We start from the raw sequence: 26,664 nt of genomic DNA, 5'->3' as shown, positions 1-26,664 counted from the left end.
TTCATTGGGCCCCCTACCCCGTGGGCCGTATCTTTGTCAACCGCCCAAAAGGCGGCTTAATTCGCAGATGGCACTAGATTATTTATCCCTCCTGAATGGCTCGCAGGCCGCCGCGGTGATGCAAACCGAAGGCCCGTGCATGATTATCGCCGGTGCCGGCTCGGGCAAAACCCGGGTGCTCACCTACCGCATCGCCAACCTGTTGGAAAAGGGCGTTGACCCGTTCAACATCCTCGCCCTCACCTTCACCAACAAGGCTGCCAAGGAGATGCGTGCCCGTGTGGAGAAGGTGGTCGGCCCCGCCGCCCGCAACCTCTGGATGGGCACCTTTCACTCGGTGTTCGCCAAAATTCTGCGCTCAGAGGCCGATAAAATTGGCTACCCGCGCAGCTTCACCATCTACGACACCCAGGATTCGAAAACCCTGATTGGCCAGATTGTGAAAGAGCTGGAGCTGGACGATAAGCTCTACAAGCCCAGTTTGGTACTCGGCCGCATTTCGGCGGCTAAAAACAAGCTGATTTCAGTTAATCAGTACCTGAACGACGCTGCCATCAAGGCCGACGACGAGGCGGCGCTCCGGCCAAAAATCGGCGTGCTCTACCAGCAGTACCAGCAGCGCTGCTTCAAGGCCGGTGCCATGGACTTCGACGACCTGCTTTTCAACACCAACGTGCTGTTTAAAGACCACGTCGATATTCTGAATAAGTACCAGAATATGTTCCGGTTCGTGATGGTGGACGAGTACCAGGACACCAACTATTCGCAGTATTTAATTACCCGCAAACTGGCGGCTAAAGAGCGGAATATCTGCGTGGTGGGCGACGATGCGCAAAGCATCTACGCCTTCCGGGGCGCGGATATTACCAACATTCTCAATTTTGAGAAAGACTACCCGGAATTGCAGGTATTTAAGCTGGAGCAGAATTATCGCTCCACCAAGAATATCGTGTGGGCCGCTAATTCGGTCATTAAAAACAACCAGGCGCAATTGCGCAAGGACGTTTTTTCGGAGAACGAGGACGGCACGCTGATTGAAGTCCTGAAAGCCGCTTCCGACAACGAGGAGGGCAAATTGGTGGCCGCCTCCATCTTCGAGGACAAGATGAACGGCCATTTGTCCTACGACAATTTTGCCATTCTCTACCGCACCAACGCGCAAAGCCGCGCGATGGAGGAGTCGCTGCGGAAATTAAATATAAAATATAAAATCGTTGGTGGCCTGTCGTTTTATCAGCGCAAGGAAATCAAGGATTTGGTGGCTTATCTGCGCCTCACCGTCAACCAGAATGACGAGCAAGCCATTCGGCGGGTAATCAATTACCCGAAGCGCGGCATCGGCGACACCACCATCAGCAAACTCATTACCACGGCCGACGAGCACAACCACACCCTGTGGGAAGTGGTGGCCAACGCTGACCAATTCCTGGCCGCACGGGTGTCGAATCCGGTGGTGGGATTTGCCGAGAAAATAAAGAGCTACATGGTAGTGGCGGCCAAGGAAGATGCCTTTGAAGCTGCCAAGTTCATTGCCAAGAACTCCGGCATGCTGGAGGAATTGTATGCCGACAAAAGCATTGAGGGCCTCTCCCGCTATGAAAACATGCAGGAGCTGCTCAACGGCATCAAGGAATACGTGGACGACCCGGAGCGCGAAGACAAAAGTCTCGGCGCATTCCTGCAGGACATTGCCCTCGTGACGGATTCGGACCTGAAAGACGCGGCGCAGGAAGGCGAAGCCGTAACGCTGATGACCATCCACTCAGCCAAGGGCTTGGAATTTCGCAACGTGTACATTGTGGGCATGGAGGAAAACCTCTTCCCGAGCCAGATGATGATTACTTCGCGGGCCGATTTGGAGGAGGAGCGCCGGCTGTTTTACGTGGCCATCACCCGGGCCGAGAAAAAGCTAACGCTCAGCTACGCCACCTCGCGCTACCAGTGGGGCAACCTGCGCAGCTGCGAGAAAAGCCGCTTTCTCGACGAAATTGACCCGCAGTACGTCAACTTCAAATTTGCGGCCGGGCCGGGTTCGGGCGAGTCGCCGTTTCAGCACGTGTTTGAGCGCCGCTCGAACCTGATTCCGACGGCCCCGCGCAAGGTGCAAGCCACTAAATATGTACCGCCCGCTGATTTTACGCCTTCTGACACATCCAATCTGCAAAGCGGGCAACGCGTGGAGCACGCCAAGTTCGGCTTCGGCGTGGTGAGCCAGCTCGAAACCCAGCAAGGCACCACCAAAGCTACTATTCAGTTTGAGGAAGTGGGCGAAAAAGTGCTGCTGCTGAGTTTTGCCAAGCTGCGGTTGCATTAAGCATTTTGTCCTCCTGAGCGTAGCGAAGGACCTTCTCAAGTTAGAACTGTTCACTGGTGAGAAGGTCCTTCGCGGCGCTTAGGAGGACAAAAGGCGCTACACCTTTAAGGCGTTCAACCCAAAACCCGCTGCCTCAACACTAGGCCCTATCTTTGGCCTGAGTCCCGCCCCGAGCGGCCTCTTTTTATAAACTATGACTGACCTCACCACCCTGCCCTTCCACCTGCAACTGCTGGTGCGCGAATACGGGCACAGCACTTACCAGCTCATCCAGGGCTTGGCCCAGATTGAAGACGTGGCCGAGCGCACCAAGCGGGCCAGTCAAATTGTGCAGCTCATGCTGCGCCTGCAACCCGCATTGCGCGAGTTGCCCGAGGTGCAGACCCGCCTCTGGAACCACCTCCACGCCATGGCCGGCGAAGACGTAGCCCTGGAAGCACCCGTGGCATTGCGCAGCCTCACGGTGCGCACCGAGAAGCCAACCCGCGTCCCCTACCCGCGTCAGGGCCCCAAATTGCGCGCGTACGGCGCTGCTGTCGAAGCCCTCATTGCGAAGGCCATCACGATTGAAGATGCGGCCGAGCGCGAGCAGGCGACCGTGCAAATTGGCAGAACCATGAAGTTCTTGTACCGCCAGCACAACAAGGAAAACGCGAAGGATGTAACTATCCTGCGCCATTTGGGTGAGCTGTCGGGCGGTCAGCTGAAGCTCGACCCGGCCGTAGTGGATAGCGAAAACCTATTTGAGATGCCAGCTGGCACGGGCCGCACGCCTGCTTTCATCGTACCGCAGCCCCAGCAACGCGAAGGCCGCGACCGGCGCGATGGCCGCGACAACCGCGAAGGGCGCAATAATAGCTTCGGTAACAAGGGCGGCAAAAAACGAAAAAAAGGCCGCCAAGAGCCCCAACAGCCGCCTCAATAACATTCCTCATTGTCATCCTGAGCGCAGCGAAGGACCTCATCACCGTTGAACGGCTCTTCGTTCACGGGTGATGAGGTCCTTCGCTGCGCTCAGGATGACAGACTTTTAAACCAAGACAAATGGCAGCATTTGAAGTACGCGGCGGCAAAGCCTTACGCGGTGACATCACGCCCCAGGGCGCCAAAAACGAAGCCCTCCAAATACTCTGCGCAGTATTGCTGACGTCCGAGCCGGTTACTATCAGCAACATCCCGGATATCCGCGACGTCAATAAGCTCATTGAGCTGCTGCGCGACTTGGGCGTGAAAGTGGGCAAGCTGGCTACCGACACGTACATTTTTCAGGCCGAGAACGTCAACCTCGACTACATGGATACGCCGGAATTTGTGGCGCAAGCGGGCTCTTTGCGGGGTTCGGTCATGATTTTGGGGCCCATGCTCGGGCGCTACGGCCGTTGCCAGCTGCCCAAGCCGGGCGGTGATAAAATTGGTCGTCGGCCGATGGATACCCACTTTTTAGGCTTAGAAAAGCTTGGCGGCAAACTCACCTTGGAAGGCCTGGATTTCTACCGCATCAAAGTGGAGGGCAAGCTAAAAGGCACCCACATGCTGCTCGACGAAGCGTCGGTAACCGGCACCGCCAATATCCTGATGGCCGCTGTGCTGGCCGAAGGCACCACCACCATCTACAACGCTGCCTGCGAGCCCTACTTGCAGCAACTCTGCCGCATGCTTGTGCGCATGGGCGCCAACATCCAAGGCATCGGTTCGAATCTGCTCACCATCGAAGGCGTACAAAGCCTCGGCGGCACCGAGCACCGCATGCTACCAGACATGATTGAAATTGGTTCGTTCATCGGCCTCGCAGCCATGACGGGTTCCGAAATCACCATCAAAGACTGCCAGATTCCGGAGCTGGGCCTCATTCCGGATACTTTCCGCAAGCTGGGCATTCAGATTGAATTCCGAGGCGATGACATCCACATTCCTGCCCAGCCACATTATGAAATCGCCACGTACTTGGACGGTTCCATTCTGACGGTGAGCGACCACACCTGGCCGGGATTCACGCCCGACTTGCTCAGCATTGTGCTGGTAGTAGCCTGCCAGGCCAAGGGCACGGTGCTCATTCACCAGAAAATGTTTGAGAGCCGCCTGTTCTTCGTGGATAAGCTCATCGACATGGGCGCCCAAATTATCCTCTGCGACCCGCACCGCGCTACCGTCATTGGCCTCGACCAAACGAAGCAGTTGCACGGCATTACCATGACTTCCCCCGATATTCGAGCGGGTGTAGCCCTGCTCATTGCCGCTCTTTCCGCCGATGGCACCAGCACCATTCTCAATGTGGAGCAGATTGACCGCGGCTACCAGTTTATCGACCAGCGGTTGAATGCGTTGGGCGCGGATATTCGGCGCCTCTAAGCCGGTTATTGCGTCATTTTAAAAATGCCCGGCTCCTGAGCCGGGCATTTTTATTTACGGGTGTACGGGTTACTTCTGCTTGTGCGTTGGGATAAAAGTAGCTGCGCAGCTTCTGTTTCAGATTTCACCTTACCACCGATGAATCATGAAGTACACCCTGGGAATTCTCCTTGGGCTAGCAGCGCTTTTGAGCAGCTGCAGCCGCGCCAACGAAGAAAAAAGTGCTATCGCAGTGCCTGCCAAGGAAATGATGATGAACGCGCCTCCGCCTAGCATGGAGGCCGACAAAGAATTAAACGAAGGCATGCCGGGGCCCACATTGGCCACACCTACGGCAGCCGTAGTTGCGCCCGCCCGGCTACTCATCTACCACGCCGATTTACGGCTGAAAGTGGAAAATTTGCCGCAGGCAAGCAAGCGCCTAGACAGCTTGGTGCAGCGCAATGGTGGGTTTTTGAGCGCTGCTAATGAAGTACGGGAAGAGGAAGAATGGCGCCAGGCCATGACCATCCGGGTGCTTCCCTCCCGCTTTCGAGCCATGATGGCAGCTTTGGGCAACCTGGGTACCGTGGAGGAGAAGAAGCTGACAACCGACGACGTAACAGCACAACACGCCGACATTGCCGCCCGCCTGCGCACCAAACGCATCGTTGAGCAGCGCTACATTGCCCTGCTGGCCCGCGCCAAAAAAATCAGCGACGTGCTGGAAGTAGAGCAGAAAATTGGCGAAGTGCGCGAGGAAATCGAAAGCACCGAAAGTCGCATCAAAACGCTGAACGACGAAGTGGCCTACTCCACCATCTCGCTGGTGTGCTACCAGCCGCTGGCCCAGCCCATCCCCGATGCGCCCGTCGTCTCGTTCAGCAGCCGGCTGGTCGATTCCTTTTACACCGGCTGGACGCTTATTACCAGCGTGCTGATTGGCGTGGTGGCCATCTGGCCGTTCCTGCTGCTCGGTAGCGCCGCTTGGTGGGCGGTAAAACGGTGGCGCCGTCGCCTAGCCTGATACCAGTGTTGTACGAAAACGACAAAGCCCCCATACTGCCCCGTAAAGGCGCAGCATGGGGGCTTCCCGGTTGGTCTTTCGGTTATCGTCTAGTCAACTACCAAGTCAACCACGGCATTGACGATGGATAACGCAATGCTGAAAAGCAATGCGTTGAGGAGGCCGTGAACGTCGAAGCTGCTCATCAGGAAGTCAGCCAACTTTACGATTATAACGTTGATAACCAATAGAAACAACCCCAGGGTGAGCACCGTGATGGGGAACCCCAGAATTTTGAGAATCGGCTTCACTACCGCATTGAGCAGGCCAAGCACGAGCACCAGAATGGCCGCACTACCAAAGCCGCTAAGCACCACGCCCGGCAGCACCATGCTCAGGCCGTATACCAATAATGCGGTCAGAATAAATTTAAGAATGAAGCCAAGCATGGAACAATGAGTTGAAGTGAAAGAAGTTATTCGGCTACCTCCATGCCCTTGGCAACGAGGCGGCCTTGGGATACGGCCATCCAATTGCAAAGTTGGTAGAGCAGGCGGGCGCCCACAATGCCGTTCCAGTCCGTATCGCCGGGCGCCACCTCGTTGAGGTCGCAACCGATGATGGTGATGCCGGCGCGCACGATGGAGCGAATCAAATAAGTGGCTTCTTCGAACTCCAAGCCGCCGGGCACGGGCGTGCCGGTGCCGGGGCACAGCTTGGGGTCCAGCCCGTCAATATCGAAGCTGATGTACACTTTGGGGGGCAGCTGCGCGATGATTTTGCCGCAGACCTTCTTCCAGGATTTTTTGGCGAATTTTTCCTCGCTTAAAAAGCGCTGGCTGAACAGGGCAACCCGGCCATTGGAAGTGGCAATGTACTCGGCTTCTTGCTGGCACATGTCGCGGATGCCTACCTGCACGAGTTTCTTGACCTGAGGCAACTCCAAGGCATTGTGCATGATGCTGGCATGCGAATATTTGAAGCCTTCGTAAGCCGGACGCAAATCGCAGTGTGCGTCGAACTGGAGAATGGCAAATTCCTCGTTCCGCTCGGCCAGCGCGTGCAGGTAGCCAAGGGGCGTGCTGTGGTCGCCGCCCAGTACCACCACCCCTTTGCCTTGGTCGAGCAGAGCGCCGGTTTTTTCTTTGAGCCACTGCACCATCTTGGTGCCTTCTGCGGTGACCTGGGCGGGCACTCCACCGTGCTTGCCCAGGCCCGCTTCGGGTTGGCCGTCCTCAATCCAGTTGATGTAATCGGCCGCGAGGGGACGCAATTTGTTGCTAACAGCGGCGATGGTTTCGTCTTCTTCCTCCATGGCCAAGCCGAGCTTCCAGGCATCGGGCAGGTCCGGGTCGTACAAGTCCACCTGCAGCGACGCTTCGTGGATGGCTGCCGGGCCTTTGGCCGTGCCGGCCCGGTAGCTCACGGTAACCTCCCACGGCACGGGCACTACCACTACCCGCGCTTCCTCGGGTGTGAAAGGCAGGCCGAAAAGGCCGCCCGCGGCATCTCCGGGAGCATTGGGGTCGAAAGAAGCTATTTTTTGGGCCAATGCGGCTTCAGATTTAGGCATTATGAATTGCTTGTGGATGAACAGAAAACCAAAGTTGCCAGCAGCTAAAAGCCTGGGCTATACACTATGGTAAAGAAAGAACGTCATGAAGCGAACCACGCAGCATGACGTTCAAAAAAAGTAACTAACAGGCGAATGATTTTCTAAGCCGACATCTGGCTGCCTAGGAAATCGTAGCTGCGAATTATCTCCAGAATTTTGGTAAACGTGTCACGGTCAAAGAATAACATCAAGGGCAGTTCCACCATGTTGTCCTTGTCCGAGAACTGGGTAATAACCGAAAAAATAAGTGGCTGCAATTGCTGCTCAGGCAATAGGGCCTGCATGATATCGGCCACATCGCCATGCGGAGCAACGGGGGGTGCGCCGTAAATATTCGCTTTCAGAATATTGGCCAACTGCGTGACCAGGGCCCCGGTGATGATATTGCTGATTTCGAGCAGCAAGGACTCCTGCAACTCGTTCACTTCCAGCGATTCCGTCGTCTGCATGCGCAGGCAAACGCGCGAGAGCCGCTGAATGTGCTGCCCCGAGAAAAACATCAGCGTAGTGCCGTTGAAATCCCCCCGAATATCGGATTGAATGGGAACGTGCCTCGACTGGTACTCGCGCACTCTTACCAGAATATCGTCGCTGTCCAACAAATCAATGTTCGGCACTTCCAAAAGCACCCGTTCCTGGGCAATAACGGCGAACGAGTCGGCGGCGCGCGCCAAGCCAATGTTCAAAATCTCGCGGATTATATCACGCTCTAAATCAGTCATCGATAAATCCATAACGTACAAAATAGGGGAAGTGCAGTTGCGAGTACTGGGGTTGAAGAAAGAGATTACGGCCGTTTGTTTAAAAACAGACGGGTAAGGGCGGGCACGTCGAGCACCAGGCAGACTTGTCCGCTCCCGAGCAGGGTGACTCCCCCAAACAGGTCAATGGTATCCAATGGCTTGCTCAGCGGCTTGATGACAATGTTCTGCTGGCGCATGAACCGGTCCACCAGCAAGCCCAAGCGGCGGTTGTTGTAGTTGACCACCAACACGTGCTGGGGCCCATTCATATCGGTTTTGGTGGCGAACGGCAATGGCTCGTCGCCTTCTTCATACAGCAGTTGGCGTAGCGGAACCAGCGGCACGGCTTCCTCGTGGAAATGGGTGACCAGCACCCCACCAACTACTGATATCTGGCCGGGATGCAAAGCCAGCACCGTATCGGTGTGCAGCAACGGAACGGCATATGGCCGCTCGTCTACCTCCACCAGCAGGGCGCCTTTCACGGCAATTGAAGTTGGGAGCACCAAGGTAAAGGTGGTTCCCTTGCCCAGTTGGGATTCGACCCGTAGCTGACCGCCTAAAGAATCCAATGCCAGCTTCACCACATCCAGCCCCACCCCGCGGCCCGAAATGTCGGTGACTTTATCGGCCATTGAGAAACCGGGCTCAAACAGGAAGGACCAAATGGCCTGTTCCGGCAAGGCGGCGGCGGCTTTGGCCGTCGTCAGGCCGCGCTCGATGGCTTTGCGACGGACCGCTTCGGTATTGATGCCGCGGCCGTCGTCCCGCACCTGAATCAGCACATCGTCGCGCTCGGTAAGTGCCGAAAGCGTGAGTTGTCCCACGGCGGGCTTGCCTGCCTGCAGCCGCTGCTCGGTGGTTTCGAGGCCGTGGCTTACTGCATTGCGCACCAAGTGCAACAAGGCATCGGTGATGATTTGCAGAATGTTCCGGTCAATCTGAACGTCCTGACCGCTCATCGTCAATTCCACCTGTTTGTCCTCGGCACTCGCTACGTCGCGCACCACGCGGGGAAACTTGTTCAGCAGCACCCCCACGCCCACCAAGCGGGCATCCATCACGCTGTACTGCAAATCGTCGGAGATGCGGAACAGGTGCTGAGCCGTTGCCAGCAACGCCGGGTTGTCAATTTCTTGGGCCAGCGTCATAATACGGTCGCGGTCAATCACCAACTCCCCTACCAGATTCAACAGATTATCAAGCTTTTTAACCTGGATATACACCAAGTCAGACAGCTCCATTTTCCGGTTGGATTCCTCTTCGGTCTCAGGGGCTTCAATCTCTTCCAGCAAAGGAGCTTCGCCCCGCACGAGGCGGTCGAGATTATCGAGCAAGCCCGAAACCTCAGGCATGGGCTGATTAGCCCCCACTGCCCGAATCATGTTGCCCAAGGCATCGACCCCGGCAAAGACTACCCGAATAAGCACCCCACTAAACGTGCGTTCCTTGTCCCGAATCAGCCCAAAGAGCGTTTCAAGGTGGTGGGCTACTTCGCCCAAGTCGGTGAAACCCATAGCCCGGGCATTGGCCTTCAGGTTGTGCATGAGCCGGAACAGCTCGTTGAGGGCCGGGCCGGCGTTGGGATTGTTTTCCAACTCGCTCAGGTGCCGGCTCATGGAGTCGTAATACTCCAGTGCTTCGGCCATAAACAGCTCCCGATATTCCTGGTCGCGCGTTTTCATTGGCCAAGGCACGTTAAGTCGACCATCCCCAAATCCGTTGCGCATACACACGCCCCCTCGACTTCGAGGAATAGCGGCACTGATACGAACGGTTGAGCCTGCACCTTACGCGGTTTGTTCGGTGGCGTCGTTTTGCAACGCAGCTCCTACGATTTCCAATACTTTCTCTTCCGAGAACGGCTTTACAATGTAAGCTAACGCACCGTTTTCGATGGCTTCGTTCACAATAACTTCCTGCCCTACGGCGCTGCACATCACCACTTTGGCCGATGGCTGAATCTGCCGAAGGCTCTTGAGTACGTCAAGGCCGGTGTTATCGGGCAGAATGACGTCGAGCGTAATGAGGTCGGGAGCGGTAGACGTTGCCATTTCCAGGGCTTGGGCGCCATTGGCCGCTTCCCCTACTACTTCGTAGCCGGCATCGGTGAGCATGTTCTTGAGCATCGTACGCATGTAGAACGAGTCGTCGACGATGAGAATGCGCTTATTCATAATGGTGGGTGACATGGGGATAAATCGAATGTACGGCCGGGCTACACAGCCAAGCCCCGCGTTGTACGGGTAGCAGGCTAGGAAGATGCTCCTTTTCCGGGCAACCGCATCACTTCGCTCGGAGTGAGCACCTTACGCATGTCCAACACGATAATGATTCCGCCTTCGGGCAGTTTGGCAATGCCTTCCAGGTATTTGTCCCGGGTGCTGGAATCTTGCACGAATTCGGGCGCTGGCTCAATCTGGCTGAGAGGCAATGTAAAGGGCCTCGGCACATCGCGGACCATCAGTCCCAATGTGTAGTCGGCCGCTTCTACTGCTACGGTATAGGAGCGCTCGGGCAAAGGACGGCCCGCGGGCCGCAGCCGAAAACGCTCTTCCAAGTCAATGATGGCAATGATATCGCCGCGCAGGTTAGCAATGCCTTTGATGAAAGGCGGGGTCTTGGGCATGCGTGCCACCTCAGGCGTCACCGTGACTTCCTTCACCTGTTCGATGCGGATGCCATAGTCCTCATCGCCCAAGCGAAACACGATGAGCTGCACCAACTCAGCGGGTTTGATGCGTTCGGCTTTGGGAGTAGGCGAAGCGAGTTCAATCTCGGCCATGTACTTAATAATCAGTATTGAGTAAGGAGTAATTGGGAGTGAGTACTTAGAATCTCGAAAAACGAAACTTCTAAGCACCCACTACCTGTATTACTTGGCTTTGGCTTTCGATTTAGGTGTTGCAGCGGGAACGGCTTGGCCGTTTTGCTGGGTCTTACCATTCTTAGCAGCTGCCGGCTTAGCCGGTGCAACCGAACGGCTGGTAACTGGCCGCGATGCCGTTGGCGCAAGAGACGTTGCCTTAGCCGAGGACTCGGCGCGCTCCGGGCGAATCCGCCGCTCGGGGCGTGTGGGAGCTGCAGGGGCTGCGGATTCAATACGGGAACTGCGCCGTGCTAATCCATTGCGACGGCTATTGTCTACAGGTTCGGGCGCCGCTTCACTTTGCCGTTGGGCGCGGCGGGCAGCCATGCTGTTCTGCGGCTCCGTGGCGTAAGAATCGCGGGCCCGGTACGTATCACGAGCACTGGGACCGCGCCGAACGGGCAGTGGCTCTGGCTCGGGCTCATAAGAGCTGAGCTGGAAGGTTTCGAGACCGGCCTGGAGGTCGTCGGCAATGTCGGTGAGGCGCTGCGAGCTGGTGGTCAGCTCCTGCATGGCCGTCGACAATTGTTTGGCCGTGCCGGCCACTTGCTGTGTGCCGGTTGCCGTTTGCTCGGCAATGGCTACTACTTCTTCCACGTACTTCACCACGTCGCCAATCGAGGTTTTCTGAACCTCAGTAGCCGTGAGAATGTCGCGCGAGGTGCGGAGCGTTTCGCCACTGCTGGTGGCAATGTTTTTAAAGGCCGAGCTGGCTTCGAATGTGGCGTTCTTGCCTTTCAATACCCGGTTTTCCATGGTCGAAATAGCGGTTGCGGCCGAGGAAGTATCTTTTTTCACATCCTCTACCAACGTAGCAATTTCGTTGGCTGATTTGCGGGAGCCTTCGGCCAACTTCCGGATTTCTTCAGCTACAACGGCAAAACCACGGCCGGCTTCTCCGGCGCGGGCCGCTTCGATGGCGGCGTTCAGGGCCAGCAGGTTGGTTTGCGAGGCAATATCGGTAATCACACCCAGCGACTTGCTAATTTCTCCCGACCGGGTGCTCAACACTTCAATAGTGCGCGAAGTCTGGGAAGCGGCGCTGGATATTTCTTCCATGTTTTTCACCACTTCCGCCACCGTTTTCAAGCCCAGCTGGGAGGTTTGTTCACCTAGAATAGCCGATTTGTTTACTACATCGGCCTTGTTGGCGGTTTCCTTGGTGGCCTGCATGATTTCCTCAATCAGCTTAAAGGCCTGGTCGGTTTTCAAAGCCTGATTCTGGGCACCTTCAGCCATTTGCTGCATGGCCAAAGCCACATCGACCGTTACGCGGCTCATTTCCTGGCCTTTACCAGCCATTTCTTCCGAAGACGTACCCACAATCTGCGACGAATCGTTGATTTCGCCCAGTAGTTCGTTCAGGTTTTCAACAGCAAGGTTAAGCGCGTTGGCCATGGCCAGAATGTCGCCCGTGGTGGGCACTTCTACGCGTTGGGTCAAGTCGCCTTCCGAGATAGCACGTACCACGCGAGATACTTCCAGTACCGGCGAGGCAATGCTTTCAATCAGAGCGTTCAGTGTGTCCACCAGTTCTTTCCACGAACCCGACACGCCACCTACCGTGGCGCGTTCCGTCAGCTTGCCTTCTACCCCGGCCACTTTTGCCACGCGGCTAACTTCCGAAGCGAGGCGGTTGAGGTCGTCCACCATTCGGTTGATGGTGTCAGCCAGGTCAGCTACTTCGCCTTTGGCTTGCAGGGTCAGTTTCTGGGTCAAGTCACCTTTCGATACCGCCGTCACCACTTTCACAATGCCCCGCACCTGCGTAGTGAGGTTGGAGGCCATGTAGTTTACGTTGTCGGTGAGCTCTTTCCATACGCCAGCTACGCTGGGTACGGATGCCTGACCACCCAGCTTGCCTTCGGTTCCTACTTCCTGCGCCACACGGGTTACCTCGCCGGCGAAGATGTTCAAGGAGTCCACCATTCGGTTCAAGTTGTCTTTTAGGTCGAGCAGCTCGCCGTTGACATTTACCGACACTTTTTGGCTCAAGTCGCCGCGCGACACAGCGGTGGCCACGTTGGCAATGTCCCGTACCTGAGACGTCAGGTTGCTGGCCATCGTATTTACGTTGTCGGTCAAGTCCTTCCAGGTGCCGCGTACGTTGGGCACTTTGGCTTGGCCGCCGAGCTTGCCTTCCGTTCCTACTTCGCGGGCCACGCGGGTTACTTCATCACCGAAGGTGTTCAGGGAGTCCACCATTTCGTTGAGGTTTTCCTTCAACTGCAGCAGCTCACCGCGCACGTTTACCGTAATTTTTTGGCTCAAGTCGCCTTTCGCAACCGCGGTTGCCACGTTGGCAATGTCGCGCATTTGCGAGGTCAAGTTCGAGGCCATCGTATTCACGTTGTCCGTCAAGTCCTTCCAGGTGCCGCTTACGCGGGGCACGTTGGCTTGGCCGCCCAGGATACCCTCGGTGCCCACCTCCCTTGCCACGCGGGTTACCTCGCCGGCGAAGATGTTGAGCGAGTCCACCATCTGGTTCAGGTTGTCCTTCAGGTCTAATAGTTCGCCCTTTACATCTACCGTAATCTTCTGCGAAAGGTCACCTTTCGATACAGCGGTAGCTACGTTGGCAATGTCCCGCACCTGAGACGTCAGGTTGCTGGCCATCGTGTTTACGTTGTCAGTTAGCTCCTTCCAGGTTCCACCAACGCGGGGCACGACGGCCTGGCCGCCCAGTTTACCTTCCGTACCTACTTCGCGGGCCACCCGGGTTACTTCGTCACCGAAGATGTTCAGCGAATCCACCATCTGGTTGAGGATGTTCTTCAGCTCCAGGATTTCGCCCTTCACGTTCACAGTCATCTTCTGGCTCAAGTCGCCGCGGGCTACGGCGGTTGCCACGTTGGCAATGTCTCGCACCTGCGAGGTAAGAGCCGCAGCCATGTCGTTTACGTTGTCGGTGAGGGCTTTCCACACGCCGGCCACGTTCGGCACCGATGCTTGGCCGCCGAGCTTACCCTCCGTTCCCACCTCCTGCGCCACACGAGTTACCTCGCCGGCAAACAGGTTCAGGGACGCCACCATTTGGTTCAGGTTCTGCTTCAGCTGCAGGAATTCGCCTTTTACATCGACGGTTACCGTCTGCGTCAAGTCGCCTTTGGCCACTGCGGTAGCGACGTTGGCAATGTCTCGTACCTGGCTGGTCAGGTTACTAGCCATGTAGTTTACGTTGTCCGTCAGGTCCTTCCATACGCCGGCGACGCTGGGCACGGAGGCCTGACCGCCCAGACGGCCTTCGGTGCCCACTTCCTGCGCCACGCGGGTTACCTCGCCGGCAAACAGGTTGAGCGAGTCCACCATCTGGTTCAGGTTCTGCTTGAGTTGGAGAAGTTCGCCTTTTACATCAACCGTTACCTTTTGGCTCAAGTCGCCTTTGGCCACTGCGGTAGCGACGTTGGCAATGTCTCGTACCTGGCTGGTCAGGTTACTAGCCATGTTGTTTACGTTGTCCGTCAGGTCCTTCCACACGCCGGCGACGTTTGGTACGCTGGCCTGGCCGCCCAGTTTACCTTCCGTTCCCACTTCCTGTGCCACGCGAGTTACCTCGCCGGCAAACAGGTTAAGCGAGTCCACCATCTGGTTGAGGTTCTGCTTGAGTTGCAGGAATTCACCTTTTACATCAACCGTTACTTTTTGGGTCAAGTCGCCTTTAGCTACGGCCGTTGCAACGTTAGCAATGTCTCGTACCTGGGAAGTCAGGTTCGAAGCCATGTTGTTCACGTTATCGGTCAGGTCCTTCCAAATGCCACCTACGTTGGGTACACTGGCTTGGCCGCCGAGCTTTCCTTCGGTGCCTACTTCTTGCGCCACACGGGTTACCTCGCCGGCGAAGATGTTCAGGTTGTCAATCGTTTTGTTGATGGTTTCGGCCATCAGCTTGAAGTCGCCCGACACCGGAATCTGGAAGCTTTCGTCCAGATTGCCACGGCTGATGTTCTTCAATACTTTGCCTACTTCCAATACCGGCACGGCGATGCTGTCCACCAAGCCGTTGATGTTATTTATCATGTCGCGCCAGAAACCGGCGGCGCCTTCGGCCGAAGCCCGGGCCTTGAGGTTACCCTCTACCCCGGCCACTTTCGAGATGCGCGACACCTCCCCGCCTACCCCGCCAATCATTTCCACCATGGAATTGTAGGCTTCGGCGATTTCGGCAAAAATGTCGTCGTTCTGCTTGGTCAGGCGCACCGACACGTCGCCTTTCTTAAAGGCGTCGAGCGCGTAAAGCACCCGGTTGAGCTGGTCGTTGACATAGCCGGGGTCCTGCGTGTCGATGGAACCGCGCGAACCGCCCTTTTTACGGGTCAGGTCATTGTTGGTCCGTAGCACGTCAAGGGCCGATACGGCACCTGAATCCGGCTTTCCACCGGTGATATCTTCCGAAGCTGCCAGGACCGTGGAACGACGAGGCTTAGTTTGCGGAGTCTTGGGGGAAGCCATATAATATAGGTATCAAACAGATGGAGGAAGGACTGGATGGAAAGGCGAAAGTACGCGGAATAAGCCGGAATAAGCAAAGGTTTACCCGGCAGCCAAAGCAGTGAACTCGGCAGTGCCAAAGTTCTGTTTCATGGCCCTCGGAGCGCCCTTGTAATTACAAAGTGCGGCAGGGCTGGGAATTATCCGGCATCTTTGCGGCCAATTTCAACATTTTCCACGGCTGGCCGTTTCACTCAGGACGGCCCTCTTTCGTCTGCCGTCCCCCCTTACCCGCCCACATGGTCAAGAATTTAGTTATCGTCGAGTCGCCGGCCAAGGCCAAAACCATTGAAGGCTACCTCGGCCAGGATTACGTGGTGCGCTCCAGCTACGGGCACGTCCGCGACCTGCCCAAGGACAACAATGCCATTGACATCGCCAATGGATTCAAGCCAACGTACGTGGTGTCGGCCGACAAGCGCGAACTGATTGCGCAGCTAAAAAAACTTTCCAAGGAGGCCGAAATGGTTTGGTTGGCGAGTGACGATGACCGTGAAGGCGAAGCCATCAGCTGGCACCTTGCCGAAACCCTGAACCTGCCCGGCGCCAAGACCAAGCGCATTGTTTTCCGCGAAATCACCAAAAGCGCCATTCTGGGCGCCATTGCCAACCCCCGCGAAGTAGACCAGAATTTGGTAAACGCCCAGCAGGCCCGCCGGGTGCTCGACCGCCTCGTGGGCTTTGAACTGAGCCCGGTGCTCTGGAAAAAAGTAAAGCCCGGCCTGTCGGCGGGCCGGGTGCAGTCGGTGGCCGTGCGTCTGGTGGTGGAGCGGGAGCGCGAAGTGGCTTCGCACTTATCGGCCAGTGCTTATCGCATTGTGGCGCGTTTTGATGCCGGCCGCGGTGCCGTGCTCGAAGCCGAGTTGCCCACTCGTTATAAAGTACGGGACGAAGCGGAAGCTTTTTTGCAACGCTGCATTGGAGCCACGTATCAGATTGAAAGCCTCGATAAAAAGCCAGGCAAGCGCAGTCCGGCCGCGCCGTTCACCACGTCTACGCTGCAGCAGGAGGCCTCTCGCAAGCTGGGCTTCTCGGTGGCCCAAACCATGAGCGTGGCCCAGAAGCTGTACGAAGCCGGTAAAATCAGCTACATGCGGACAGACTCGGTGAACCTGTCGGGCGAGGCCTTGGCCGGCGCGCAAGCCGCCATCACGGCGGCCTACGGGGCCGAGTACCACCACACCCGCACGTTCAAAACCAAGTCGGCCTCGGCCCAGGAGGCCCACGAAGCCATTCGCCCCACCGATTTTGGCGCGGTTAAGGCGGGTTCCGATGCGTCGGAGCAACGCTTATACGACCTGATTCGCAAGCGCGCCATGGCTTCGCAAATGGCGGAAGCCGTAATTGAGCGCACGACGGCGGTAATCGGCATCAGCACGCAACCAGGCGTCACGTTCACGGCCACTGGCGAGGTTATCACCTTTGAGGGTTTCCTGAAAGTGTATGCCGAAAGCAAGGACGACGAGGACGAAGAAGAAAGCAAGGACGGCGAATCGAGCTTTTCGCGCGGCCTGCCGCCGCTCAGCGTGCGCCAGGCCTTGCCCTTGCAACGCCTAAGCGCGACTGAGCGGTTTTCGTCGCCGCCGGCGCGCTACACCGAAGCCTCACTGGTGAAAAAGCTGGAGGAAATGGGCATTGGCCGGCCTTCAACTTACGCACCTACCATCAGCACGGTGCAAAAACGTGGCTACGTGGAAAAAGATACCCGTGAGGGCAAGGAACGCAAGTTTCACGTGCTCACGCTGGACAACGATACGGTAAACACCGAAGTTAAAACCGAGAACTACGGTGCCGAAAAAGCCAAGCTGTTTCCCACGGATACGGCCATGGTGGTAAATGACTTTCTGGTGGAGCACTTCCCCGTGATTGTGGACTATCAGTTCACAGCCAAGGTAGAAGACGAATTTGACCAGATTGCCAACGGCCTCGAAGACTGGACCCAGATGCTGACTGGCTTCTACGGCAAGTTTCACGCGACCATTGAGGCCGGGCAGGACATTGAGCGCAGCACGTTGGGCAGCACCCGCGAGATTGGCGTACACCCCGAAACGGGCGAGAAAATCACGGCCCGCCTGGGGCGCTACGGCCCGTATGTGGCCCTGGGCGACACCGAAGGCGAAACCAAGCCCGCTTACGCCAACCTGCGCAAAGGCCAGTTCATCGAAAGCATTACGCTGGAAGAAGCCCTGGAATTGTTCAAGCTGCCACGCGTGGTGGGCGAGTTTGAGGGCAAGGACATGACGGCCAACCTCGGCCGTTTTGGCCCTTATGTGCGGCACGATAGCAAGTTCTACTCCCTCGCCAAGGAGCAGGACCCGCATACCATCAACGCTGAAGAAGCGGTGACCTTGATTGAGCTGAAGCGCAAAACCGATGCGGAGCGCCTCATTAAGAGCTTCCCCGAAAACCCCGACATCCAGGTGCTGAACGGGCGCTTCGGTCCTTACATCGTGGCGGGCAAGAAAAACGTGAAAATTCCCAAAGGCGAAGAACCTACGGAACTGACGCTGGAACGCTGCCAGGAGCTAGCCGACGCCACGCCCGACAAGCCCGCCAAAGGCGGCCGCTTCGGCAAAAAAGCTGCCCCAGCCGCTAAGGAGGAAAAATCGGACACGCCCGCCAAGAAAAAACCAGCAGCCAAAAAGCCGGCGGCCAAAAAGAAACCCGCCGCCAAAACGGCTACCAAGCCGGCCGCTAAAAAGACCGCTGCCAAAGCAAAATAAACCGTGCCTCGGGCCGTTCATCGGCCCCGGCACTTGCCTTCAAAAGCCCGCCTCGTAGCGGGCTTTTGTTTTTTGGTGCCCGTGGCTTTTATGAATATTTATCTCTTGCTGGTGCTGGCCGTGACGCCGAGCTTAGCTACTCCCAAGCAGTTCACCCGCCCTCCTATTCTTCCAGCTGGCATTCGCTATCCGTGGCTTGCGAAGCAGCCGGGCGCGTCGGCAACTGTGGCTGCCCGCTTTCCGGCGCCGGCCGGATGCCGACGGGTGGCGGTTACTCCGGGCTCCTGGGGCGAGTGGCTGCGTTACCTGCCTTTGCAGCCACCCGGCACCCCGGCTCGGACCTTCAACGGCGGCTTTAAAAACCGCCAGGACGTGGTAGCCGCCGTGGTCGACATTGATGTGGGCACCCAGGACCTGCAACAGTGCGCCGATGCCGTTATCCGGCTGCGGGCGGAGTACATTTTCACCCACAATCCCCGCCAGATTCATTTTCATCTCACCACGGGGTTTGATTTCAGGTTTGCTGATTATGTGGCGGGCCGCACGTTTAAGGTTATCGGCGAGCAGGTGCTACCGGCGGCCAGGCCGGCCCAGGCGCCTACCCACGCGGCCCTCATGAGCTACCTTATTCCCACGTTTGGGTACGCCGGCACCTTATCGCTGAGCCGGGAGCTGCTGGCCGTGCCCCTGGCTGGCGTGCAACCCGGCGATGTGCTCATTCACGGCGGCCGGCCCGGCCATGCCGTGGTGGTGGTCGACGTAGCCCGGCACCCCACCACGCGGCAGCAATACCTGCTGCTGGCCCAGAGCTACATGCCGGCGCAAAGCATCCACGTATTGCGCAACGTGGATGAGCCCCGATTAGGGGCGTGGTTTGCCGTTCCAAGTATGCTGCAACCGCAGTTCTTCACGCCGGAGTGGAATTTCGACTGGGAGGAGCTAGGGCGGTTTAGTCCACTCCCGTGGAACTGATTACGTTGCTGCAGGGCAGCCACTTTCTCAAACCGCAACTACCAACGCTACCTACTCGCCTTGGCCAACTGATTTCCCAACGGGACGAATGCCGACAATTTCCTGAGCCGTCAGCTCCGAAAAATGCTGGATAATGCGGTCGGCGTGGTGCAGGTCTTGACCGGCCGAGTGCGGGCTGGCGTACCCGACGCAGTAGATACCCGCCGCTTTGGCCGCTGAGACGCCATTCGCGGAGTCCTCAATTACGATGCACTCCGCCGTGGGCGTTTCGGCCAGCGCCGCCGCGTGCCGGAAAATAGCCGGGTCAGGCTTCGACCGCTCAAAATCTTCGCCGCTCACGAGGTGGGTGAAGTAAGGGCCCAGCTCGAACCGCCGAAACACCCGCGCAATCGTGGCTTTCGAAGCCGACGAGGCCAGCACCAGTTGCACGTCATTGGCCCGCAAGTCCTCGATTAGGCCCCGCACGCCGGGCAACAGGTCCAGTCCGGCATCTTCGTCGAAGGACTTATTAAACAGCTCGCGCTTGCGCAGGAGCAGGCTTTCTACGTCCTGCGGCAGGCCAAACTCGGCCTTAAGCCGCTGAAAAACATTGCGCGTCGAGCCCCCCAGAAAGGTGGCGTACTCGGCCGCGCTAACGGCAATACCCAACTCGGCAAATTGTGTGAAGAAGGCGTGGTGGTGCAACGGTTCGGTGTCGATGATGACGCCGTCCATGTCAAAAATTACGGTACGAATCATAAGGGAGTATAAGGGGCCGCGGTCGGGCAAAGGTACCGGCCTGTCCTTTTCCATTCTCCAAGCTGGCTATTTGGTAAAAAAAGCGGGGTCAAATCAGGGGACCACTTGGCGGCTCTATCTTCTAATGCTTGCGCAAGCGCATGCCGTATGAAGCTGACGCGGCACTCATAACTACACACGGTAACAGCGCGTATTCTTCGCTCACGCAACTACTTCCTGCCATGCCCGCCAAAACCCTGAAAGAAATTGCCACCAAAATGGCCAATCTCGACATTGCCATGCTCACCACGCACACCAGCCGCGGCCAGCTCAGCAGCCGCCCCATGAGCAACAACGGCGACGTGGAGTACGACGGCAACTCCTATTACTTCACGTACGAAGGCTCGCGCACGGTGCGCGACATCACCGAAAACGCCCACGTCAGCCTCGGCTTCTCGGGCCCGAAAGGTCTTTACATTTCCATTGTTGGCTCGGCACACCTCATTCGCCAGAAAGCCACCATGCAGAAACATTGGGTGCCCGACCTCGAAGTGTGGTTCAAAGACGGCATCGATACGCCGGGTTTGGTGCTGGTGCGGGTGCAGGCCAACCGCATCAAATACTGGCAAAACGAAGAGCAAGGCGAGGTGCACCTTAAGCAATAGCGGCTAGAATACCAACAAGAACTTAAGGAGTCGGCTGCACTCAGCACGATGTTCTTTTGTTCTATCCTCACTCCTAGCCCTCATACCCTAACCAATGAAACACCTTGTCGTTCTCACCGGGGCCGGCGTCTCGGCCGAGTCGGGTATCCGCACGTTTCGCGATAGCAACGGCCTGTGGGAAAACCACCGGGTAGAAGACGTGGCCTCGCCCGAAGGCTTTGCCCGCAATCCTGCGCTGGTGCTTGATTTTTATAATCAGCGGCGCGCCCAGGCCCGTGAAGTTGCCCCCAATGCCGCGCATCTCTCCCTGGCCGGCTTCGAGGAGGAACCCGGCTGGCGCACTTCCATCATCACCCAAAACGTGGATGACCTACACGAGCGCGCTGGTTCTACGGAAGTAATTCACCTGCACGGCATGCTGAGCAAGATGCGCTCCGTGAAGAACGATGCGCTGGTGTACGACTGCCCTGGCGACATCAACCTTGGCGACCTTGCTCCGGACGGCGGCCAACTGCGCCCGCACATCGTGTGGTTTGGCGAGCTGGTGCCCCTGATAGAACAGGCCGCCGAAGTGGCGGGCACTGCCGATGCCTTGCTGGTAGTGGGCACTTCTCTGCAAGTGTACCCGGCCGCGGGGCTGCTGCACTACGCCCCCGTGGGCTGTCCGGTCTACGTTATCGACCCGCACCAGCCCGAAGCGGGCCGACGCGGCATTCGGTACGTGGTGGAGCCCGCCAGTACGGGCGTACCCAAGGTCCTTCGCGAGTTGGCAATTGGGTAGCTCAGACCTGCTCGCTTGCACGAACCGTACCGTGCAGTTGGTCAGGCGAGCGTCTTTCTGCACCTACATTCGCAGCACTTCTTCTCGTCGGACATGGCATCAGCATTCGCCCACGCGGCATTGGGCGCTACTTTGGGCAGCCTTATTCTTCCCGAACGCCGCCACTGGCCCTACTGGGTAGCAGCGGCCGCGTGTGCCGCGCTGCCCGACGTGGATGCGCTGGGCTACAAGCTGGGGGTGCCGTATGCCAGCCTGTGGGGGCATCGCGGCCTGACGCACTCGCTGCTGGCGGCGGCTTTCGTAGCAGCGATTGGCGTAGCGGTTGCTTATCTAATTCGTACCAGTCGCCGAGCGCCAGTGGGGCGGCTGGCGCTCCTTTTATTTCTGGCGACGGCCTCGCATGGCGTCCTCGATGCGATGACGACGGGCGGCTTAGGGGTGGCCTTTTTCAGCCCCTGGGACTTGGAGCGTTATTTCTTCGGCCTGCGGCCAATTAAAGTATCCCCCATTGGCCTCAAGGCGTTTTTTACCGGGCGGGGGCTGCAGGTATTGGCTAGCGAGGCCATCTGGGTGGGGCTGCCGTGCCTGGTGGCGCTGGGCCTGCAGTGGCTGTTGCCGAAACCAAGGCAGAAGGCACTTCGGTAGCCACCTTACTTTTTCGCGCTCCCATCGTAAGAGGGCCTATATTCTGACTCCATGTATCGATTTTTAACCATATTCCTGGCAATTCCTCTCTTCGTTGCCAGTCCTTCTCACGCCCAGACTACTCCGCCGTCACACACCGTTTACCTGCTCGGCAATACCTCGCAAGCCACGCTGCCCACCGAACGGCTTAAGCTGCTACGGCAGACGCTGGAGCAGCAAACGGGGCCTTTCACGGTGGTGCATTTGGGTGATATTGTGGCCAACGAAGGCGTGGCCACCAAAGGCGACACAGCCCTAACGGCCACCGCCCGCAGCCACGCCGACGCCCTAATTGCCTTGGTAAAGGGATTGCCACAGGGCAAAATCTATTTCCTACCGGGCGATAAAGACTGGGCTAACTCCGGCGCGGCCGGCTTAAAAGCCGTGCGTCGCCTCGAGAAGTACATTGAGAAACAGCTCCCCGGCCAAAATGCCTTTCTACCCACTAACGGCTGCCCTGGCCCTGAAGTGGTAGATGTAGCCCCGCTGGTGCGCCTGGTGGCCCTGAACACGCCGTGGTTCACGCACCCTTTCAACCGCCCCGAAGCCCCCGACACCGACTGCAAGACCCTGACCAAAGAGGAGTTTCGCGAACAGCTCCAGGACCTTATCGACGAAACCAAGGGCAAGAACGTGCTGCTAGTGGGCCACCACCCCGTGCTCAGCAATGGGGTGTACGGTGGCAGTCAGCCCCTTTCGCGCCACCTGAGCCCGCCCGTATTCGGCACCATCTATGCGGCTTACCGGCAAAACGTGGGCTCGCCCCGTGACATGGCGAATCCGCGCTACCAGGAGTTGCGCAAGGAGTTGTTGAACACGCTTCAAAGTAACCCTGGAGTGGTGTACGCCGCCGCGCACGACTTCAGTTTGCAGCTCACGCCCTTTCAGGGCAACTACCACTTGGTGAGTGGCAGCTTTGCCGAAAGCCAACACGTGGGGCCTCAAGGCAACTCACTGTATAGCGAGAGCGAGCAAGGCTATACCACCCTCGAATACTTTGCCGATGGCCAAGTCAGCACGCATTTTTATACGTTTGGTGGAGCTGCGGCCCCGGCCAAGGAAGCCTATACAGCGACCTTGTTCCGGTCGGCTTGCGAAGATACCGGCCAGGGTGAGCAGGGCGCCAAAGGCAATGAGCCGCCCATCAACCCATTTATTCAGAGCTGCCCCGGCGTCACCAAAACGGTAACCGCCGTAAAGTCCGACGCTCCCTTTCAGGCCACCACCACCGTTGTGCCCGGCCCCGAATACAAAGGCAATGGCAGCAAGCGGTTTTTCTTAGGCACCAACTACCGCACCGCCTGGGTGCAGCCGGTGGCAGTACCAACGCTGGACCTGCGCACCGAAAAAGGCGGCCTCCGCCCCTACGGCAAGGGCGGCGGGCGCCAAACCACCTCCCTCAAGCTCATTGCGGCCGATAGCTCGGAGTACGTGTTTCGCTCTGTGGATAAGGACGTGACCAGAATTCTACCGCCCGAGCTGCGGAATTCCATTGCCGCCGATGTGCTGCGCGACATCACGGCCACAGCCCACCCGTACTCGGCGCTGGTCACGGGGTCACTGCTCGACCAAACTGATATCCTGCACGCCCGGCCGCGGCTTTTCCGCCTGCCCGATAACCAACAGCTCGGGCCCTACCGCGAGCAGTACGCGGGCTTGCTCGGCACGCTCGAAGACAGCCCGAAAGACCCCAAGCCCAACCTGGCTGGCTTCGGCGGTTCCGATGAAGTGACGCGTAGCTTCAACTTCTTCCGCAAGCTGTATAAGGACAACGACAACCGCATCGATGCGCCCGCGCTGGCCCGGGCCCGGGCGTTCGACATGCTCGTGGCCGACTTTGGTAAGCACGAAGACAACTGGAAGTGGGCCGGCTACAAGCAGGCCGATGGCAGCACCCTCTACCGCCCCATTCCGCGCGACCGCGACCAGAGCTTTACCCTCTGGAATGGCCTGCTCACCTACATGGCAAACCGCGAGTGGGCCGTGCCCAGCATCGAGGATTTTGGCGAAGATTTCCACGACCTGAAAAGCCTGAACTGGCCCGCCCGCCACCTCGACCGATTTCTACTCCAAGGCCTTAGCCGCGAGCAGTGGCAGGAAGCCGGCAAGTACCTGCAGGCCCGATTGACGCCCACTGCCATAGATGAAGCTACTAGTAAATTACCAGCTGAAATTCAGGGAATATCTGGAATTGACCTCAATCGTAAGTTAAAGTCACGAATACAGGAATTACCCAAGGCATTGGACGATTACTACCTCCTTCTAGCCAAGCGCGTGGATGTAGTGGGCAGCAACAAAGGCGAGGTGTTTCTGGTGAATCGGCTGCTCGATGGCCAGGTTCGTGTGCAGCTGTTTGACCGGGCCAAAGAAGGCGAAGGCCCCAACGGCCCGGCCCTTTTCGACCGTACTTTCAAGCCGCAGGAAACTCAGGAAGTTTGCCTCTACGGGCTCGATGGCCGGGACATTTTCACGGTCACCGGCGACGGCGGCAAGCACAGTATTTTGGTTCGGGTTATCGGCGGAGATGGCAAGGACCGTATCGCCGACAACTCTACGGCTTCCGGATTCCGCACCAAAACCAAAGTGTACGACGTACCCGAAACGGACCTGAAGCTCGGCTCTGAATCGGACGACCACACCAGCTCGCGGCTCGGCGTCAATGCCTACGACCGCGAGCAATTCGAGTACAATTCGTACCGGCCCAGCTTCGGCCTCGGCTACAACGGCAACGACGGCTTCACGGCCAGTGCGGGCGTCACGTTCCTGCGCCAAGGCTTTCGCAAGCCGGGGTTTAAGAACATGTATTCGTTTAGTGCCGAGGGCAGCACCGGAGGGCAGCGTCAGCTCACGGCCAGCACGCGCCATCGGTATGCCATCGGCAAAGTTGATGCGGGCGGCGAAGTGAGCTACGGCAACTTCTTCCCCTACTACAACTTCTTCGGCCTCGGCAATAATACCGCCTTTAACGAGGACCAGTACGACGACCGATTTTACCGGGCCCGCTACCGTGGCGTGACCCTGAATGCCTTTCTGGAGCGGGTGTTCCTGCAGAGGAGTGTCATTCGGGTAGGCCCCACGTTCGAGTACTACAACACCGATTTCACGGACAATAGCTACTTGGGCACACTCAATACCACGCCCGGCGAGGAACAAATCCGGCCCAATTCCACCACCCAGCGTCTGCTGGGAGTCAATGCGTTGTTCGACCTCGACTTGCGTGACCGCCCGGCATTTGCCCGGCGCGGCGTGCGCTTGCGGGCACAGCACGACACTTACCGGCAGTTATCCGGGTCGGAAAGCACCTTTGGCCTCACCCAGGGCTTTGCCGAATACTACGGCACGGCCCGGTTGGGCATCCCGGTCACGCTGGTGGTGAAAGGCGGCGGGGCCAAAAACTACGGCCGCGATGCCGACATACCCTTCTACAAATTCACCTCGTTGGGCTTGCGCGAGGGGCTGCGCGGCTACTACCGCAACCGCTTTACCGGCGATGCCAGCGTGTACGTCAACTCCGAACTACGCCTCTCACTGGGCCAGGTTAAGAATGGCTTTCTCCCCTTCTACTACGGCGTATTTGGGTTTTACGACCAAGGACGCGTGTACTACCAAGGCAACTCACCCGGCGGCTGGCACGCAGGCTATGGCGGCGGCTTTTACATCGCGCCAGTAGTTGAGACACTTGCTTTTGCTATCTCTTATCAGGTGTCAGAAGAAATCAGCTTGATACAATTTGGACTGGGATTCCGCATTGATAAATAGGAAGGTAAGTCGGTTTTCGGCTGCTTATTGCTCAGTAAATTGAGCCTTCTAAATAATTCAAACACCGTCATCCTGAGCGGAGCGAAGGACCTTATCACGTCTGAACAACTTGTTGTGAATTTATAAGGTCCTTTGCTCCGCTCAGGATGACAAACGCTCAAAAAGCGACTTGCTTTTTGGTTTCACTTATTCTAGCTGTGTACGGTTCCCTATGGCAACTCCGGATTCAGCACAGAACGCCGACGGAGCAATTTGTAGAGGCTAGCCACGTGGCTAAATAGCACCACCGGCACAATAAACGCCGGCAGCCACACATACGGAAAGCGCAGCACAGCCACGTTAGGCTGCTCAAAGGCCAATTGCTGAGCGGGCGTGGGAGCTGCAAGTAAGGCCAACACCACAATGTTGTTCAGCAGCATCAGGGCCGCAACATGCCACACCATGAGCCAACCGCGGCTGATGCGGTGCGTGCGCAACAGCCCAACAATCAGCAGGGCGGTGAGGCCAGCCAGAATGTCAAAGTTGCGGCCGGCAAACGTCATCAGCTCGGGCACCAAGCGGTTCATTGCCAATCCATATAAACCTACTTCGACTGGCACACGCACCACACTAATGGCAACCAAATCAGCCAGTGGCAAGCGCGCCATCCATCGCCGGCCTGCGGGGGCCAGCAGCAGGCTCGTTATCACCAGCGCTGGCGGGAGAATGCCCGCCACCAGCAGGCGGGGAGGCAGCACGTCCAGGCTCGATTGGTAGAAACCAGTCAGTCCCAAAGCTGCCGATACCGCTAGCCATAGCCCAGTGAGCAACCAATAGCGGCTCAACCCGTTCCCAGTTCCCCCAATTGCCTTGCCCAACAGCACCGCCGCCAGCGCCGTACAAGCAACAAACAGTATTGCCACCCAAGTGGGTAGGGGCGCGTTGAGATACTCCAAATTAGGCGTTTGCATAGCTACTGAGCAGGTTATGCGAATTGATTGACCTAATGTACCGCCCTGAA

The 26,664-nt window shown here is 57.6% G+C and carries 19 protein-coding genes; 10 read left to right on the top strand and 9 right to left on the bottom strand.

Annotation, left to right across the window (positions count from 1 at the left end; translation table 11 throughout):
* Positions 1-67 precede the first annotated feature (67 nt).
* The 4 genes from I2I05_RS08950 (at position 68) to I2I05_RS08935 (ending at position 5,669) form a co-directional block, all read left to right on the top strand.
* The gene (locus I2I05_RS08950; RefSeq protein WP_196281889.1) at positions 68-2,314 is read left to right on the top strand and encodes an ATP-dependent helicase; all 2,247 of its coding nucleotides are present in this window, start codon (positions 68-70) and stop codon (positions 2,312-2,314) included.
* A gap of 193 nt (positions 2,315-2,507) precedes the next feature.
* Positions 2,508-3,239 carry a DUF4290 domain-containing protein gene (locus tag I2I05_RS08945; protein WP_196281888.1) on the top strand — a complete coding sequence of 244 codons (732 nt, stop codon included), beginning with the start codon at positions 2,508-2,510 and terminating at the stop codon, positions 3,237-3,239.
* A 119-nt stretch (positions 3,240-3,358) separates the two neighbouring features.
* A complete protein-coding gene (gene murA, locus I2I05_RS08940) occupies positions 3,359-4,663 on the top strand; it encodes a UDP-N-acetylglucosamine 1-carboxyvinyltransferase (protein ID WP_196281887.1) in 1,305 nt (434 codons plus the stop codon).
* 145 nt (positions 4,664-4,808) lie between these two features.
* Positions 4,809-5,669 carry a DUF4349 domain-containing protein gene (locus I2I05_RS08935; protein ID WP_196281886.1) on the top strand — a complete coding sequence of 287 codons (861 nt, stop codon included), beginning with the start codon at positions 4,809-4,811 and terminating at the stop codon, positions 5,667-5,669.
* 89 nt (positions 5,670-5,758) lie between these two features.
* Here I2I05_RS08935 and I2I05_RS08930 read toward each other — a convergent pair whose 3' ends face one another.
* The 7 genes from I2I05_RS08930 to I2I05_RS08900 form a co-directional block, all read right to left on the bottom strand.
* Positions 5,759-6,097, bottom strand: coding sequence for a phage holin family protein (locus I2I05_RS08930; protein WP_196281885.1), 339 nt, complete (start codon positions 6,095-6,097; stop codon positions 5,759-5,761).
* Positions 6,098-6,123: 26 nt separating this feature from the next.
* Positions 6,124-7,221 carry an agmatinase family protein gene (locus I2I05_RS08925; protein ID WP_196281884.1) on the bottom strand — a complete coding sequence of 366 codons (1,098 nt, stop codon included), beginning with the start codon at positions 7,219-7,221 and terminating at the stop codon, positions 6,124-6,126.
* Positions 7,222-7,364: 143 nt separating this feature from the next.
* The gene (locus tag I2I05_RS08920; protein WP_230688231.1) at positions 7,365-7,997 is read right to left on the bottom strand and encodes a chemotaxis protein CheC; all 633 of its coding nucleotides are present in this window, start codon (positions 7,995-7,997) and stop codon (positions 7,365-7,367) included.
* A gap of 53 nt (positions 7,998-8,050) precedes the next feature.
* A complete protein-coding gene (locus I2I05_RS08915; RefSeq protein ID WP_196281883.1) occupies positions 8,051-9,691 on the bottom strand; it encodes a chemotaxis protein CheA in 1,641 nt (546 codons plus the stop codon).
* Between the two features lie 105 nt (positions 9,692-9,796).
* Positions 9,797-10,198 carry a response regulator gene (locus I2I05_RS08910; RefSeq protein ID WP_230688230.1) on the bottom strand — a complete coding sequence of 134 codons (402 nt, stop codon included), beginning with the start codon at positions 10,196-10,198 and terminating at the stop codon, positions 9,797-9,799.
* A 62-nt stretch (positions 10,199-10,260) separates the two neighbouring features.
* Positions 10,261-10,791 carry a chemotaxis protein CheW gene (locus I2I05_RS08905; protein ID WP_196281882.1) on the bottom strand — a complete coding sequence of 177 codons (531 nt, stop codon included), beginning with the start codon at positions 10,789-10,791 and terminating at the stop codon, positions 10,261-10,263.
* 90 nt (positions 10,792-10,881) lie between these two features.
* Entirely contained in the window at positions 10,882-15,324 is a 4,443-nt protein-coding gene (locus tag I2I05_RS08900; RefSeq protein ID WP_230688229.1) for a methyl-accepting chemotaxis protein, read from the bottom strand.
* 278 nt (positions 15,325-15,602) lie between these two features.
* Here I2I05_RS08900 and topA point away from each other — a divergent pair, with 278 nt between their 5' ends.
* Both topA and I2I05_RS08890 read left to right on the top strand, forming a co-directional pair.
* Entirely contained in the window at positions 15,603-18,086 is a 2,484-nt protein-coding gene (gene topA, locus I2I05_RS08895) for a type I DNA topoisomerase (RefSeq protein WP_196281881.1), read from the top strand.
* A 90-nt stretch (positions 18,087-18,176) separates the two neighbouring features.
* Positions 18,177-19,058 (top strand): DUF4846 domain-containing protein, encoded by an 882-nt coding sequence (locus I2I05_RS08890; protein WP_196281880.1) that lies wholly within the window; start codon positions 18,177-18,179, stop codon positions 19,056-19,058.
* Between the two features lie 51 nt (positions 19,059-19,109).
* Here the strand turns inward: I2I05_RS08890 and I2I05_RS08885 are convergent, their stop codons facing one another.
* Complete coding sequence (locus tag I2I05_RS08885) at positions 19,110-19,796, bottom strand: HAD family hydrolase (protein ID WP_196281879.1); 687 nt, start codon at positions 19,794-19,796, stop codon at positions 19,110-19,112.
* A 221-nt stretch (positions 19,797-20,017) separates the two neighbouring features.
* Between I2I05_RS08885 and I2I05_RS08880 the strand changes: the two genes are divergently transcribed.
* The 4 genes from I2I05_RS08880 to I2I05_RS08865 all read left to right on the top strand — a co-directional run bounded on the left by I2I05_RS08880 (position 20,018) and on the right by I2I05_RS08865 (position 25,664).
* Positions 20,018-20,440 carry a pyridoxamine 5'-phosphate oxidase family protein gene (locus I2I05_RS08880; protein ID WP_196281878.1) on the top strand — a complete coding sequence of 141 codons (423 nt, stop codon included), beginning with the start codon at positions 20,018-20,020 and terminating at the stop codon, positions 20,438-20,440.
* A gap of 94 nt (positions 20,441-20,534) precedes the next feature.
* The gene (locus tag I2I05_RS08875) at positions 20,535-21,221 is read left to right on the top strand and encodes an SIR2 family NAD-dependent protein deacylase (RefSeq protein ID WP_196281877.1); all 687 of its coding nucleotides are present in this window, start codon (positions 20,535-20,537) and stop codon (positions 21,219-21,221) included.
* A 93-nt stretch (positions 21,222-21,314) separates the two neighbouring features.
* On the top strand, positions 21,315-21,866 hold the full coding sequence (locus I2I05_RS08870; RefSeq protein WP_196281876.1) for a metal-dependent hydrolase: 552 nt from the start codon (positions 21,315-21,317) through the stop codon (positions 21,864-21,866).
* A 51-nt stretch (positions 21,867-21,917) separates the two neighbouring features.
* On the top strand, positions 21,918-25,664 hold the full coding sequence (locus I2I05_RS08865; RefSeq protein WP_196281875.1) for a BamA/TamA family outer membrane protein: 3,747 nt from the start codon (positions 21,918-21,920) through the stop codon (positions 25,662-25,664).
* A 209-nt stretch (positions 25,665-25,873) separates the two neighbouring features.
* Here I2I05_RS08865 and I2I05_RS08860 read toward each other — a convergent pair whose 3' ends face one another.
* Entirely contained in the window at positions 25,874-26,614 is a 741-nt protein-coding gene (locus I2I05_RS08860) for a hypothetical protein (protein ID WP_196281874.1), read from the bottom strand.
* Positions 26,615-26,664: the final 50 nt, after the last annotated feature.

Source organism: Hymenobacter jeongseonensis (assembly GCF_015694725.1).
Classification (GTDB): Bacteria; Bacteroidota; Bacteroidia; order Cytophagales; family Hymenobacteraceae; genus Hymenobacter; species Hymenobacter jeongseonensis.
The sequence above is the reverse complement of the archived record's forward strand: the minus strand, read 5'-3'. Positions and strand labels throughout refer to the sequence as shown.

Excerpts from the sequence above, each read along its gene's own strand:
- I2I05_RS08950 (WP_196281889.1), top strand. The coding sequence starts at position 68 with ATGGCACTAGATTATTTATCCCTCCTGAATGGCTCGCAGGCCGCCGCG.
- I2I05_RS08945 (WP_196281888.1), top strand. The coding sequence starts at position 2,508 with ATGACTGACCTCACCACCCTGCCCTTCCACCTGCAACTGCTGGTGCGC.
- murA (WP_196281887.1), top strand. The coding sequence starts at position 3,359 with ATGGCAGCATTTGAAGTACGCGGCGGCAAAGCCTTACGCGGTGACATC.
- I2I05_RS08935 (WP_196281886.1), top strand. The coding sequence starts at position 4,809 with ATGAAGTACACCCTGGGAATTCTCCTTGGGCTAGCAGCGCTTTTGAGC.
- I2I05_RS08930 (WP_196281885.1), bottom strand. The coding sequence starts at position 6,097 with ATGCTTGGCTTCATTCTTAAATTTATTCTGACCGCATTATTGGTATAC.
- I2I05_RS08925 (WP_196281884.1), bottom strand. The coding sequence starts at position 7,221 with ATGCCTAAATCTGAAGCCGCATTGGCCCAAAAAATAGCTTCTTTCGAC.
- I2I05_RS08920 (WP_230688231.1), bottom strand. The coding sequence starts at position 7,997 with ATGGATTTATCGATGACTGATTTAGAGCGTGATATAATCCGCGAGATT.
- I2I05_RS08915 (WP_196281883.1), bottom strand. The coding sequence starts at position 9,691 with ATGAAAACGCGCGACCAGGAATATCGGGAGCTGTTTATGGCCGAAGCA.
- I2I05_RS08910 (WP_230688230.1), bottom strand. The coding sequence starts at position 10,198 with ATGTCACCCACCATTATGAATAAGCGCATTCTCATCGTCGACGACTCG.
- I2I05_RS08905 (WP_196281882.1), bottom strand. The coding sequence starts at position 10,791 with ATGGCCGAGATTGAACTCGCTTCGCCTACTCCCAAAGCCGAACGCATC.
- I2I05_RS08900 (WP_230688229.1), bottom strand. The coding sequence starts at position 15,324 with ATGGCTTCCCCCAAGACTCCGCAAACTAAGCCTCGTCGTTCCACGGTC.
- topA (WP_196281881.1), top strand. The coding sequence starts at position 15,603 with ATGGTCAAGAATTTAGTTATCGTCGAGTCGCCGGCCAAGGCCAAAACC.
- I2I05_RS08890 (WP_196281880.1), top strand. The coding sequence starts at position 18,177 with ATGAATATTTATCTCTTGCTGGTGCTGGCCGTGACGCCGAGCTTAGCT.
- I2I05_RS08885 (WP_196281879.1), bottom strand. The coding sequence starts at position 19,796 with ATGATTCGTACCGTAATTTTTGACATGGACGGCGTCATCATCGACACC.
- I2I05_RS08880 (WP_196281878.1), top strand. The coding sequence starts at position 20,018 with ATGCCCGCCAAAACCCTGAAAGAAATTGCCACCAAAATGGCCAATCTC.
- I2I05_RS08875 (WP_196281877.1), top strand. The coding sequence starts at position 20,535 with ATGAAACACCTTGTCGTTCTCACCGGGGCCGGCGTCTCGGCCGAGTCG.
- I2I05_RS08870 (WP_196281876.1), top strand. The coding sequence starts at position 21,315 with ATGGCATCAGCATTCGCCCACGCGGCATTGGGCGCTACTTTGGGCAGC.
- I2I05_RS08865 (WP_196281875.1), top strand. The coding sequence starts at position 21,918 with ATGTATCGATTTTTAACCATATTCCTGGCAATTCCTCTCTTCGTTGCC.
- I2I05_RS08860 (WP_196281874.1), bottom strand. The coding sequence starts at position 26,614 with ATGCAAACGCCTAATTTGGAGTATCTCAACGCGCCCCTACCCACTTGG.